This is a genomic window from Vibrio sp. Vb1574, from assembly GCF_033338675.1.
The window spans coordinates 85,021-99,055 of sequence record NZ_JAWOTC010000008.1 but is presented as its reverse complement, the minus strand read 5'-3'; the positions used below and the strand labels follow the sequence as shown (position 1 = coordinate 99,055).

The window sequence follows — 14,035 nt, the reverse complement described above, 5'->3', positions numbered from 1 at the left end:
TACGTCGAGACCTCTTGCAGATTTAATAACAAAATAGCCCAGATCTCTCTGGGCTATTTAACTATTAAGATGGGATACTAGCGCACGTCTTTGTCTTCAATTTCAATGTCTTCTAGCGGTAACCAGTCGACTTTCACACCCGCTTGATCGAACATATCTTGACTGACTTGGATTTTATCTCCCCAGCGAGATAAAAAGTCTTCAGACTGCTCAGGGCAGTGTACGTGTGAGATCCCTGTTTGAATGATCTTTGCCGCGCAGTTAGGGCAAGGAAAATGCGTTACCCAAATATCACATCCGTCTAAGTCACGTTTTGAGAACAAAATTGCGTTCTCTTCCGCGTGCAGTGTTTTAAGGTATTTCAACTCGCGCTCATCGGTGTCGACACTGTCAGAAACACCATGCGGATAGCCATTAAATCCAACAGATACAATGCGATTCTGTTTAGTAATAACGGCACCGACTTGTGTTGATGGGTCCTTACTCCAAGACGCCACTAGTTCTGCCATCTGGTAAAAGCGTTTCGCCCATTTAGAAATCATAGTCATCCTCTCTGTCGAAGGCGTTGAATTAATTGAATGATAACCCATTTATATTAAAAAAATAGTCAAAATCGGGGTCTTGAGTATGAAGGCGTCACTTTTTACCTTTTTAGCCACAAAACGTTCTTATCTTGAGCACTGAATCTCACTTTACGCCCGAATACAATACTCCCGTTAGTGTTTCCAAGCACACGCTAAAATTCGCGATCTCCTAAGGCGTATATTAAATAGTTATGATTGAGTTGTATGTATATTGCTCATTGAATACCACTGTTAACTAAATTACTTTATTTTCCTTTTGTTTCTCATGTTTACATTTAGAAACACCTTGGGCGCTTTTCAGTGAAGTTTTCAGTGGCAGCAAGGAGTAAGGTTGATAGGAATTCAACAATATCCTGTTCTATAAAGACGGTAAATACATGCAAAAGAAACCACTTGTCGCACTAATGGCGGCTACAGCAATCCTCGCTGGATGCGGGGAAGCTAATAATGCCCAAACGAAAGGTCAAGCGCCTCTCGTAGTGACTCAGGATGTCACGGTTATCGACTACCAACCGAGCAAGTCTTATATCGGTCGCATTGAAGCAGTAGAAGATACCAATATTACCGCGCAGATTTCTGGCTACTTAAAAGCTCGTCACTTTGAAGAGGGGCAAATGGTAGAAAAAGGGCAGCTCCTTTACTCTATCGAGCCATCTTCTTTTGAAGCCCAAGTCGCGAGTGCTAAAGCCGCACTTGCACAAGCTAAAGCGGCGCTAAAAAAAGCCGAATTAGATCATACTCGAGGTAAAAACTTGTTGCCTCGCGGTAGTATCTCTCAATCTGAGTTTGATGCTTTAACTGCGGCACTTCTTGGTGCGAGAGCAGAGCTAGAAGCGGCAAATGCTCAACTTAAACTTGCTGAAGTTAACCTTTCCTATACTCAAATCCGAGCACCTTTTAGCGGACGTATTAGTGATACCAAAGTGAGTACGGGTGATCTGGTTTCTCCGTCATCTGGCGTGCTGACAACTCTGGTGAGTTTAGATCCAGTTCATACCTCATTTAGTGTGAGTGAGCGTGAGCGTTTAGCTATGGGTATGGATCAAGTAAAAGGTGATGGCTCGGCTGAATCAAACCGCGTTGAAGTTCAGCTTGAACTGGAAAATGGACAGTTTTTTGAGCATCTTGGTAAGCTTGATTTCTTAGGTAATCGTATTGACACCAAAACGGGTACGATTGCTATGCGCGCGCTAGTGCCAAACCCAGAGCAGAAGTTACTTCCGGGTCAACACATCAAAGTGAACTTGAGAGATAAGAACACGAAAGACGTTATTGTTATCCCACGACGTGCCGTACAGACTGACTTAGAAGGTGACTTTGTGATGGTGATGGCTGAGGGAAGTGTGGCAGAGCGTCGTAACGTCGAGCTTGGCCCTCAGGTTGAACAAGGCATTATCATTCGAGAAGGGCTCGATCAGGAAGATACGGTTATTACACAAGGCCTACAACGTGTGCGTAATGGTGTAGAAGTGCGCCTTCAAGCACCTGCTGAAGATAAGCAGTAGGGGGCACTATGTTAAGTCGTTTCTTTATTCAGAGACCTAAATTCGCGCTGGTTATTTCGATCATATTAACGCTAGCCGGCGCGATCTCACTGGCGATTTTGCCAGTGGCTGAGTACCCACAGATAAGCCCGCCATCAGTAAGCGTTTCGGCTTACTACACTGGCGCGAGTGCGGAAGTTGTCGAGCAGGCCATTGCGGACCCCATAGAGACCTCAGTCAACGGCGTTGAGGATATGATATACATGTCTTCAAAGAGCGCGAACGATGGCTCTTACAGCCTAAACGTCACGTTCGATGTTGGCACCGATCCAGATATGGCGCAAGTTAACGTGCAAAACCGCGTGTCACAGATTGAGTCAAAACTGCCTCAAGAAGTTCGCATGGTTGGTGTGACGGTGAAAAAGCGTTCACCTGACTTGCTGATGGTACTTAACTTCTATTCACCTGATGGCAAATACGATGATCAGTTCTTGATTAACTACATTAACTTGAATGTAAAAGATCAGTTGGCTCGTGCGAAAGGTATCAGTGAAGTTAACGTGATTGGTGGTGGCGAATACGCAATGCGTGTTTGGTTAGATCCTGAAAAAATGGCCAACCTTAAGCTAACCACGTCAGACGTATACGCCGCTTTGGCTGAACAGAACGTTCAAGTTGCGGCAGGGCGTGTAGGTGCAGCACCATACAACAATCCGCAAGAAGTTCAGTTTAACCTTGTGACCAAAGGTCGCTTGGAAAGCGTGAGTGAGTTTGAGAACGTAGTCCTTCGAGCTAATCCCAATGGCTCTACGGTTTATCTGAAAGATGTTGCTCGCGTTGAACTAGGCAAAAAGTTCTACGATGGTAACGGTAAGTTCCGTGGCCAGGACGCGTCAATCGTTGCGTTGTCTCTTCAATCGGATGCGAATGCGTTAGAAAGTGGTCAGGCCGTCATGGAGCTCCTTGAAGGCTTGAGCAAAAACTTCCCAGAGGGAATGGAATACGAGACCAGCTACGATACAACCGTGTTCGTATCTGAATCGATCAAAGGGGTAGTAAAAACACTGATTGAAGCGATTCTATTGGTGATTGCTGTAACTTACTTGTTCTTGGGTAGTGCGCGTGCAACGTTGATTCCTGTTGTCGCGATCCCCGTTTCTCTGATTGGTACGTTTGCCATCATGCAGGCAACGGGCTTCACCATTAATACGGTTACTTTGTTTGGCTTGATCCTTGCGATTGGTATCGTGGTGGACGATGCGATTCTGGTTATCGAAAACGTCGATACTACCATGGCGAAAGACCCAAGCATTTCACCGCGTAAAGCGACGTTGCTAGCGATGAAAGAAGTAACGGGACCAATCATCACGTCGACCTTGGTTCTACTTGCGGTATTCATACCCGTCGCCATGCTGCCAGGTATCACCGGTATCATGTATCGCCAGTTCGCTTTGACCATCTGTATTTCGGTTGTGATTTCATCCATCAATGCATTGACGCTGTCTCCAGCACTTTGTTCTCTGGTATTGAAGCAGGGTGGGGGCAATACCGCTAACTGGTTCCAGGCTTTCAACCGAGGCTTAGAGCGCATCACTACGCGTTATGGCCAGATCGCTGGTTTCTTGGTGAAGAAGTCTTTACTGCTCGTGACGTTCTTTATAGTTGCTATCGCAGCGGTCACTTTCTTTGCGAAAACCACCTCTACAGCGTTTGTTCCTCAAGAAGATAAAGGCATTTTGCTGGTTAACGTACAGCTACCAGATTCAGCCTCTTTATCACGTACTGAAGAAGTCACCAATGATTTAATGAAAATGATCGGTGAAGAACCTGGTGTGGATGGTGTGACGGTTGCGAACGGTTACTCGTTTATGACAGGCGCAGCAGCATCAAACGGTGCTTCTGTATTTATCAAATTGCATGACTGGGATACTCGTAACTCGCTGCAAGGAGAGCACTCTGCTAATGCTATCGCGGCACGTATTAACGGTCGAGCGGCGACAGAGCTACCTCAAGCGGTTGTTTTTGCGATGGGACCACCGGCGGTTCCTGGTATGGGCGCTGCGTCTGGTTTTGAGTTTGTGCTTGAAGACACGCTAGGGCGAAGTCGTACCGATTTGTCGATGGTCATGGGAGAAATGATCCAAGCGGCTAACCAAGCGCCTGAAATTGCCTACACGTTTAGCACGTTCCGCGCGAATGTTCCGCACTACTACGTTGATATCGATCGTGAGAAAGCGCAGCAATTAGGTATTTCGCTGTCGTCTATTTTCCAAACCTTGCAAGGCAACTTAGGTTCGCTTTATGTGAATGACTTCACCATGTTTGGTAAGAACTTCCGCGTAACCATGCAAGCTGATAGCCAGCACCGTAGCAGCATGGAAGATCTAGAGCGTTTCCATGTTCGTTCTTCGAACGGTGATATGGTTCCGTTAAGTACGCTAGTGAGCTACGAGCAAGTGTTTGAGCCTGATGTGGCGTGGCGTTACAACATGTACCGCAGTGCTATCATTCAAGGCCAACCAGCTCCGGGTTACTCTAGTGGTGATGCGATTGCCGCAATGGAACGCGTTGCTGCTGAAGTTCTTCCGCAAGGGTACACGTATGAATGGACAGGTATGGCTTATCAGGAAGTGCTCGCGGGTAACCAAGCCATTTATGCGTTTGCGCTGGCTTTGATCTTCATTTACTTGTTTATGGTGGCTCAGTATGAAAGTTGGAGTATTCCACTGGCTATTATTTTGGTGGTCCCAGTAGCCACGTTAGGTTCCTTCCTTGCGTTAAATCTAACTGGCACGCCGCTTAACTTGTATGCCCAAATTGGTCTTGTCTTGCTCATAGCCTTGGCGGCGAAAAACGCAATTTTGATTGTGGAGTTCGCCAAGCAAGAGCGTGAAGAAAAAGATGCTGATATCGATAGTGCAGCGGTTAAAGGAGGCACGTTACGTTTCCGCGCTGTGAATATGACATCTTGGTCATTTATCCTGGGTATCTTCCCGCTTATCTTTGCCGCTGGCGCGGGGCACGTGAGTCAAAACTCACTCGGCGTGTCGCTGATTGGTGGTCTATTGTGTGTGCTTCTAGCAGGTACATTCTTGATCCCAGGCTTCTACGCTCTGGTGCAAAGACAGCGTGAGAAGGTTCATGGCGGCAACACCAAGCTGGTTCCTCTTGATGATGAATAATCACATCCGAAGTGCGCAGTAAGCACGAAGTGACAATTGAAAAAAAGCCCGAAGCAATGATTGCTTCGGGCTTTCTATTTTGAAAAGGGTTATTTTAGCGCAGTTTTGAATTGTGCGACGGCTTCATCCATATCATGAGCTTGAGCAGAGACAGAGTTCACTTCATGCAAGCATTCCTGAGCGGATTGCATGTTATTCTCAGATATTGCGTTTAGCTCGGTGATTGAACCGCTAACTTGGTTCATCACGATACCTTGTTCTTCAATTGCTGAAGCTATGCGCTCCGAATTACCTTGAATTGAATGCATGTCAGTAATGATCTGTTGCAGGCTAGAATCCAGTTTTTCAGAAGCATTAAGTGTTTGTTGCCCTTGATCGTTACATTGATCAATATCAGCAACAACTGTAGACATTTGAGTTTGAATGTCTGCAACGACCCGCGTGATTTCCTCTGTGGATTGATGAGTTCGGCTAGCTAGGGCGCGTACTTCATCGGCGACAACTGCAAACCCGCGGCCTTGTTCGCCTGCTCGCGCGGCTTCAATTGCTGCGTTGAGAGCTAGTAGGTTGGTTTGCTCTGCTATTTCTTGGATGATGTTCACGGCACCACCAATTTTATCTACATGCTGATTCAGCGAGCCAATCGACTGCTGGCTGTTTGATAAAATCGTGGTTAGTTGACCGATGTTGGTTACCGTCGCCTCAACAACTCCTCGACCTTGTTCGGCATTATTCGCTGCCTGATGTACGCCTTCTACCGCAACTGATGTGCTTTCAGAGATTTCACCTATTGTGGCAACCATTTGCTGAACTGCCGTCGCCATTGATGCAGTGTGGTCAGTTTGAGTGTGGAATTGCTCCATAACGCCTTCTAACTCACGATGCATATTATCGGTACTTGCAGTGAGTTGCGCCGATTTTTCTTGGGTACTGCTAATTAGATGCTCAAGCTTATCCAATAGGTCATTGAGGTGATGACTGATATCAAATAGCTCGTCTTGACCTTTCAAATCAGATCGAAGTCCCATGTTGTTCGTTTCGCTGATACTTCGAATGGTGCCAAGTAAGCTATTCACTCGCGTATTGATTGAACGTGAAATTTGCCAAATCAATGCGAAAATAACGACTAAGATCAGAGCTGTAATGACCTGCTTGATGGTCGACATTTGTTCATCACGTTGTGCGGCAGCAGAGCTAAGGGCTGTGGAAAAGGTTTCAAATTGCTCTTCTACGGCATGAGATAATGCGCGAGTTTCACCGAGTAGGCCTTTGTCATAAGCAACCCCAACAACTTGCTTTTGGGCCGCCAATTGCTTACCTGTTTTGATAAGCTCCGGAGCATATTGCCCCTCAAGCAAGTCACTATTGAATAGTCCTGCTTTTACCGCAGAGTCAAAACGGACTAATGCCAATAACTGCTGGTGGTCTGAACGTTGTTTTGCTTCTAATAGTGCTTGTTCGTAACCAGCGAGAAGCCCACTCTTTGAATCAAGCCCGTATCGTTGGTAAGCGCTGACCAGATTCTGAAAGCCCCTTTGGTATGCGAGCAAGTCTTGCTTAAATTGTTGACTGGAAGGTAATTCATTACTCTTGAGTATGTTCGCAAGCTCTTTTTCTGTGTCTATAAACTTGTCAACATTGGCGTCAAACTTATTTAGATATTTGTCATTACTACGTAGTAGGAAATCTTTTTCATTTCTGCGTAAGTTTAGTAAGCGTATTTCTAGATCACCAACGAGTTTGATGGCGTGATTAAGGTCATTGCTCTTATTTTCAAAATGGGATGACGTACCCAAAAGGGCCACGATGCCTAAAATGGCGATAACTCCGAGGAAGTAGAGTTTTTGCCTAATAGTCATATTGTTGTTTCCTGAATAAGTAACTAAAAAGAGAAATCCAATGAGATTTCCAAGGGCTAGCAAACGTTGTTCAACTAACATGTCGAGAACACGACATGCACTAATACAGCACTTTTTTACGTTGCTGTTTTTTCGCTCCGTGCTTGTTTTTTGTATCAAGTCGTCGGCGTTGAGAAGCGCGGGTTGGTTTCGTTTTAATACGCTTCTTCTCCTGTAAAGCGGCAGCTTTTATCAATGCTTGAAGCCGATTTAGGGCGTCTTCCTTATTTTGTTCTTGTGTCCGAAATTGTTGCGCTTTGATGATGATCACGCCATCTTTACTTATACGACTATCAGAAAGTGCAAGTAATCGCTCTTTGTAAAAGTCAGGTAAGCTTGAATGCCGGATATCAAAGCGCAGGTGTATAGCGGACGCTACCTTGTTAACGTTCTGGCCACCATTTCCTTGAGCTCTAATTGGGGATAATTGAATTTCCCACTCTTGAATTGTGACGGAGTTCGAAATTTTGAGCATGATAAGTAAATGCCGGTAAGGACGATTGAAAGAGCTGATAAATTAACATTACAGATGCACAAATAGAAGAAAAGACATGAGCACGATTGATTTTAGACCCTATGAGGGATTCATATTTGATATGGATGGTACTCTAATCGATACCATGCCAGCCCACTTGGCAGCTTGGCAAGCAACTGCTGAGCGTTTTGATTTTCCGTTTTGCCAGGAATGGTTTCACAGTTTGGGAGGGATGCCGAGCTTTAAAATTGTTGAGGAACTAAATCGTGTGCATGAGCTTTCGTTAGATCCTAAAACTGTCGCGACATTTAAAATGGAAACATTCGCTGCTATGGAGCTTCATGGTGACGTTATTCCTTGCACGAACATCGTGTTAGAGGAATATTTAGGCCATAAGAAAATTGCAGTCGGGACTGGCAGCCAACGAGAAAGTGCCATGCGCTTATTAAGTCATGCAGGTTTATTAGACAAGTTGGATGTTGTAGTAACCGCGAGTGATGTAGAGAACCATAAACCCTTTCCAGATACCTTTTTGGTGGCCGCGGAACAACTCGACTTGGAGGCGTCACAGTGTCTTGTGTTCGAGGATACTGAGCTGGGGAAGCGAGCGGCGCATGCAGCTGGTATGGATTGCGTTATGGTGCAAGATAATGAGTTGATCTTTTTCCCAAAACCATAGTGGCAATATCCCTTAATATGAGATCAAAACGGGGTGCAAATGCACCCCATTAATTTTTACCACATCATCGATCATGAATCATAGATGCTTATTCAGGCTGAACTAGCTCTTGGTATTCAAATGAAGGTACCACAACTTCTACGCGACGGTTTTTCTCACGACCTTCGCGAGTGCTGTTGTCAGCAACTGGGTTTTCTTCACCCATACCTTTAACTGTCAAACGATCTGAACCAATGCCAGCTGCGGTTAGGTAATCAGCAACAGATTGAGCACGACGCTCAGACAGTTTTTGGTTGTATGCCGCAGGGCCTGAGCTATCCGTGTAACCAGTAATCTCTACTTGGGCTTGAGGATATTCGTTCAAGAATGAAACAAAGTTGTCCAGACGTTCAGAAACGGAATCTGTTAACTTAGCACTATCGAATTCAAACGTACCTGTACCGTACTCTTCTTTGTGCACCTTGCTCATCATCACTGGCTCTGGATCTGGCTCGATCACTTCTTCCGTTACAACTGCTGCAACAACTGGAGCTGCTGCGAATTTGTAGTTAACACCGATACCAAAGAAGTTAGCATCCATGTCGTCCCACACGTCGTCAGACATGTCTTGGTAGCGTTGGTATTCAGCGCGAACACTCCAGTTTCTATCGATCGAGTATTCAGCCCCCAAAGAACCTGTTGGGACAAAGTCTGTTTCGTCATCAGACATCATGTAAGCACCACCGATCTTAGCAAACAGATTCCAAGAGTCGTTTAAGTGCCAGTTGAATTTAGGTGCAAGTGTTAAAGCCGTTAGATTGCCGTCAATCGTATTAACCGTGTTAGCCCCTGACATCGAGTTAGCTTTGTAGTCGCCTAAGAAGTCTACGCCGTACTCTAGCCCAATGATATCGGTAAAGTCATAACCGATATGTAGTCCTGCACCGAACGCTTCATCATCACAAGGGCTATTTAGATAGCAAGCGTCGTCAAGTGTAGTCATGCCCACTTTGCCCCCGATGTACATTTCAGCTTGAGCAGAGTTTAAAAGCGCGCTACTACCAGCTACCACTGCTGCTACTGCAATTGCTACTTTGTTCATAATGTTTCCTTGTATTGATTGCATATTAACTTCTACTTCGTTTTATCAAAAAATTAGAAAAAACCAGCGTTTATAAGAAATTAGTTTTATATTCTAATCATTTCATATCAAGCAACAATATATTTGAACTTGATCAACATTTACTACCCAAAAATACCTCACAAACTTCTGATATTTCTTACATTGTAGTAAAGATTTTTTGGTGCATAAGAAAATTGATGATTATTTTGAACTTTTTTTTCGTAAACTTTAATTTACATTGTGCGCGGTGGTTAACAGGTGGTTTTTATTTGCATTTATTTGCAAAAACTGATTGCAAGTCTACGCCTAAGCCGATAAGTTACTTAAACGCTAGACAGAAAATGACCACAGCCCTTGATGCTGCTCGCTTTGTGAACAATGTTGCAATGAGTTCAGTTGGTAAAAATGGGGTCGGAAATAAAACCAGGAAGTAGAAGTAATGTTTCAAACTGATGATGTAAGAATAAATAGAGTAAAAGAGTTATTGCCACCTGTTGCAGTATTAGAGAAGTTCCCAGCGACTGAAACCGCTTCTTCGACCACTTTTGATTGCCGTAACGCCATTCACAATATTCTTGAAGGAAAAGACGATCGATTACTCGTGATCGTTGGCCCGTGTTCTATTCACGATCCGGCTGCCGCGGTTGAGTACGGTAAAAAGCTAAAAGTATTACGTGATGAACTGGGCGAGCAGCTTGAGGTTGTTATGCGAGTTTATTTTGAAAAGCCGCGTACGACCGTTGGTTGGAAAGGCCTTATCAATGACCCTTACTTAAATGACACCTATAAGCTAAATGATGGTCTACGTATCGGACGTAAACTTCTTCTTGATCTAACCGATATGGGCTTGCCAACGGCAAGTGAATTCTTAGATATGATCACACCTCAGTACGTGGCGGATTTGATCAGTTGGGGCGCTATCGGTGCTCGTACGACAGAATCTCAGGTTCACCGCGAGCTAGCTTCTGGTCTTTCTTGTCCTGTAGGTTTCAAAAACGGTACAGACGGGAATATTAAAATAGCGAGCGACGCGATTCGTTCTGCAAGCGCTTCCCATCACTTCCTTTCAGTAACAAAATACGGTCATTCCGCGATCGTAGAAACCGCTGGTAATCCAGACTGCCATATTATTCTACGTGGCGGTAAAGAACCAAACTACAGTGCAGCACATGTAGCTCAAATTAAAGATGAGCTGGACACCGCAGGTCTGCCGAAAAAAGTGATGATTGATTTTAGCCATGCTAACAGCTCGAAGCAGTTCAAGCGTCAAATGCTGGTGTCTGATGATGTATCCGAACAAATCTCTGCTGGCGAAGAAGCCATTTTTGGTGTGATGATCGAGTCTCATTTAGTTGAAGGTCGCCAAGACTTAGTGGATGGCAAAGCAGCCACTTATGGTCAGTCGATTACTGATGCATGTATTGGTTGGGAAGATACGAAAACGGTACTTCGTCAGCTTTCTGATGCAGTAAAAGCGCGCCGCAACAAGTAAGCTCAACAGAAAAACTTTTTAAAAGCGAAAAGTGAATAGTGAAGAGCCAGAGGTACTATGCCTCTGGCTCTTTTTGTTGAGAATTACTCTCATATCTTTCTATTGTTTCTGCTTTCCTATATGTTATCTGTATACGTTGTAACCAAAAGGAATTTGGAATTGAATCGTAATGTATGGCTTCTATCCCTCTGCCAAGCCTTATTAATGACAGGGAATATTTTACTCATATCTGTTATTGCCCTTATTGGCAAAACACTTGCGCCGTCATCAAGTTTTATCACATTACCAGTTGCACTGCAGTTTTTGGGACTGATGGCCGCGACAATTCCTGCGTCGCTAATTATGGGCAAGTTAGGGCGTCGCCTTGGTTTTAGCCTTGGTAATGTCATTGGCATTTTGGGTGCTAGTCTAGCGACGTATGCATTAAGTCAACAAAACTTCTATCTGTTCTGCATGTCTACGTTTTTGCTTGGTGTTGGTATAGGTTTCGGTACTCTATACAGGTTTGCTGCCATTGAAGTGTGTGAAGAGTCGGCAAGGCATAGGGCGATTTCGATATCTATGGCGGGTGGGGTGTTAGCGGCGATCCTTGGGCCTAATCTGGCCGTGTACTCGCAGCAGTGGTCAGATGATGGCTTATACATTAGTGCATTTGCTGTGCTTGTCGTGCTTTATATAACCGCGTTGGTTGTGCTACAAACCATTCGTTTTCCACCTGCACACACGCAGGCGCTACGCGCTAAGGCGGATAAGCTGAGACTGATTATTCGTCGACCTAATTTCATGCTGGCCGTTATCGCGGCAATGGTTGCGTACGCGGTGATGAACATTTTAATGACAGCAACTCCTTTAGCGATGATTGGTTGTGGCTTTGATTTTGATAAAGCGGCGGGAGTGATCGAATGGCACGTGTTGGGTATGTTTGCACCTGCGTTTGTCACGGGCCGTCTGATAGAGCGGTTTGGCGCTAAGAATATGATTTTGGCGGGTGGATTGCTATTTGTTGCTTGTATTGGAATTAATATACATGGAGTGTCTATCTGGCATTTTAGTCTTGCTTTAATCCTGTTAGGAATAGGTTGGAACTTTATGTTTATCGCAGCAACCGGGCTGTTTAGTCAAAGTTATGAAGCGAAAAACAGAAGCAAGGCTCAAGCGTTTAATGAATTCTTCGTGTTCAGTTGTGTCACCATCACCGCATTACTATCTGGTTGGCTTGAGTCTACCGTAGGTTGGCAGAATCTTAATTTGTATGTTCTTCCATTTGTGTTACTCGTTATCGCGATGTTTGCGTTAAAAACGAATAAAAAGCCAGAATCACAAACCGCTTAATTAAGGCTTAATATATAACCCGGCCGATCGTGTCGGGTTTGTTTATTAGCTCAAATCAACAATCTCTTCTTTATGTTTTTATCGATAATGTGAATTCCCACAATAAAAATGTCGATTTGATAAGACTTTTTATCTAACTTTTTGTAATAAAAATAAAAATCCTGTATATATCTTGCCGAAAATCAATAAAAACTAAAGAAGTTTCGTCTATGTCAGCCAATATTTCTCATAAAGCTCAAGAAACTCTCGTGAGGGAGTCTGAGGAACTCGTCTCAACAACGAACTTACAAGGTGTTATTACATATTGTAATGAAGCCTTTTGCCGCGTTGCTGAATACACTCACGAAGAACTTGTCGGTCAGAACCACAATATAGTTCGTCATAATGATATGCCTAAAGCCGCTTTCGGTGACATGTGGGCACGCCTTAAACAAGGTAAAGCCTGGCGTGGAATGGTTAAGAATGCCACTAAGTCTGGCGGTTACTATTGGGTTGATGCTTATGTCACCCCTATCTACGAAGACAACCATGTTGTTGGGTATCAATCAGTGCGCGTGAAACCAAAGCGAGAGTGGGTTGATATTGCGACAAAAGCCTACAAAAGCATGCGTGCTGCAGAGAAGTCTGGTCGAACTTGGTCGTTGAAAATCAATGAAACCATTCGCTATGCGATTCTACTTGGTGCACTAACCGCACCTGCAACCGCATATGCGTTGTCTGTTGAAGGGCCGTTGGCTTGGCTTGCAAGTGCGTTACCTGCAAGTGTTCTGGCTCTGTTATTCCGCCAAGAGTTAATTGATACACCTCAGCAACTTAAAAAGTTACAAAAGCAATATGACAGCGTAAGTCGCTTGATCTATTCCGGTAACACGGCATTTTCGATTGCCGATTTCCATATCAAAATGCTATCCGCAAGAATTCGAACCGTGTTAGGAAGAATGACTGACTCCGCATTGCCTTTGCAGCATTGTGCCGAAGAGCTTAGTCAAACAACGGCAGAAGTCTCGGCTGCATTAAATCAGCAAAATACCGATATTCATCGTGTGCGAGATGCTACCCAAGAGGTGGAGTTGTCGGCAAATTCGGTTTCTTCGAGTACCAATGATGCCCATATGTTGATTGATGATACATTGAAGTCATGCTTGATGGCGAAGGAGACCATCGATCAAACGCACACCAATCTAGCGCAATTAAGCCTTCAAGCTGAAAAAGCGACGGAAACGACGTATCAACTGAGTGATCAGGCACAGAAGGTGAACCATTTGATGGAAGAGATTGGTGGGATCGCAGAGCAAACCAATTTACTGGCACTCAACGCGGCGATTGAAGCGGCAAGAGCAGGGGAGCAAGGTCGTGGTTTTGCTGTTGTAGCTGATGAGGTCCGCGCGCTTTCTGGGCGAACATCCAATGCAACTGAACAAATCCAAGCCTCTATCTCCACTATGTTGGCAACGATTCAAAGTTGGCAGAAAGATATTCTGGCAAACAAAGAGCAAACCGATGCCTGTTCTCAAGTAGCAGAACAAAGTGCGTTGCGTTTGTCTGAAGTTGAACAGATGATGCAAACCATGAGTGGGCTGATGGTTGATGTAGCAGAAGCGGCGAATAACCAGTTAAAGCTATCTAGTGATGTAAACCAGCACATTCATTCTATCGCTTCGACCGCAGAACAAAACTTGGCAGCAACACATTCAGTTGAACAAAACAGCCGACAGTTGAAAGACCAAGTACAAGATTTCTATCAGCTCGCACTTCGATTTGAAGACAAATAGTCGTAACGTAAGTTGTGATGTTTATGTCCTGGCTG

General features: G+C 44.6%; 10 protein-coding genes. 6 read left to right on the top strand and 4 right to left on the bottom strand.

Annotated elements, in window-relative coordinates; all coding sequences use genetic code 11:
* Positions 1–77: 77 nt before the first annotated feature.
* Positions 78–542, bottom strand: a complete 465-nt coding sequence (locus tag R7O12_RS08375) for a dCMP deaminase family protein (RefSeq protein ID WP_005373515.1) — start codon at positions 540–542, stop codon at positions 78–80.
* Between the two features lie 419 nt (positions 543–961).
* On the opposite strand from R7O12_RS08375, the gene vmeY reads away from it, so the two are divergent.
* Together vmeY and vmeZ are read left to right on the top strand one after the other, a co-directional pair.
* Positions 962–2,089 carry a multidrug efflux RND transporter periplasmic adaptor subunit VmeY gene (vmeY, locus tag R7O12_RS08370; protein WP_017635193.1) on the top strand — a complete coding sequence of 376 codons (1,128 nt, stop codon included), beginning with the start codon at positions 962–964 and terminating at the stop codon, positions 2,087–2,089.
* Between the two features lie 8 nt (positions 2,090–2,097).
* Positions 2,098–5,250 (top strand): multidrug efflux RND transporter permease subunit VmeZ, encoded by a 3,153-nt coding sequence (gene vmeZ / locus R7O12_RS08365; protein ID WP_005373507.1) that lies wholly within the window; start codon positions 2,098–2,100, stop codon positions 5,248–5,250.
* Positions 5,251–5,339: 89 nt separating this feature from the next.
* Here vmeZ and R7O12_RS08360 read toward each other — a convergent pair whose 3' ends face one another.
* Both R7O12_RS08360 and arfB read right to left on the bottom strand, forming a co-directional pair.
* Entirely contained in the window at positions 5,340–7,109 is a 1,770-nt protein-coding gene (locus R7O12_RS08360) for a methyl-accepting chemotaxis protein (protein ID WP_025767924.1), read from the bottom strand.
* Positions 7,110–7,209: 100 nt separating this feature from the next.
* The gene (gene arfB / locus R7O12_RS08355) at positions 7,210–7,623 is read right to left on the bottom strand and encodes an alternative ribosome rescue aminoacyl-tRNA hydrolase ArfB (protein ID WP_017635196.1); all 414 of its coding nucleotides are present in this window, start codon (positions 7,621–7,623) and stop codon (positions 7,210–7,212) included.
* Positions 7,624–7,699: 76 nt separating this feature from the next.
* Between arfB and R7O12_RS08350 the strand changes: the two genes are divergently transcribed.
* Entirely contained in the window at positions 7,700–8,302 is a 603-nt protein-coding gene (locus R7O12_RS08350) for a beta-phosphoglucomutase family hydrolase (protein ID WP_017819896.1), read from the top strand.
* An 88-nt stretch (positions 8,303–8,390) separates the two neighbouring features.
* Here the strand turns inward: R7O12_RS08350 and R7O12_RS08345 are convergent, their stop codons facing one another.
* Complete coding sequence (locus R7O12_RS08345; protein WP_017635198.1) at positions 8,391–9,383, bottom strand: OmpA family protein; 993 nt, start codon at positions 9,381–9,383, stop codon at positions 8,391–8,393.
* Positions 9,384–9,843: 460 nt separating this feature from the next.
* Between R7O12_RS08345 and aroG the strand changes: the two genes are divergently transcribed.
* From aroG to R7O12_RS08330, 3 genes are all read left to right on the top strand, one after another.
* On the top strand, positions 9,844–10,896 hold the full coding sequence (aroG, locus tag R7O12_RS08340; RefSeq protein ID WP_318104091.1) for a 3-deoxy-7-phosphoheptulonate synthase AroG: 1,053 nt from the start codon (positions 9,844–9,846) through the stop codon (positions 10,894–10,896).
* Positions 10,897–11,055: 159 nt separating this feature from the next.
* The gene (locus R7O12_RS08335; RefSeq protein ID WP_318104090.1) at positions 11,056–12,228 is read left to right on the top strand and encodes an MFS transporter; all 1,173 of its coding nucleotides are present in this window, start codon (positions 11,056–11,058) and stop codon (positions 12,226–12,228) included.
* Positions 12,229–12,437: 209 nt separating this feature from the next.
* Positions 12,438–14,000: a methyl-accepting chemotaxis protein gene (locus R7O12_RS08330; RefSeq protein ID WP_065275191.1), complete on the top strand. Its 1,563-nt coding sequence runs from the start codon at positions 12,438–12,440 to the stop codon at positions 13,998–14,000.
* Positions 14,001–14,035: the final 35 nt, after the last annotated feature.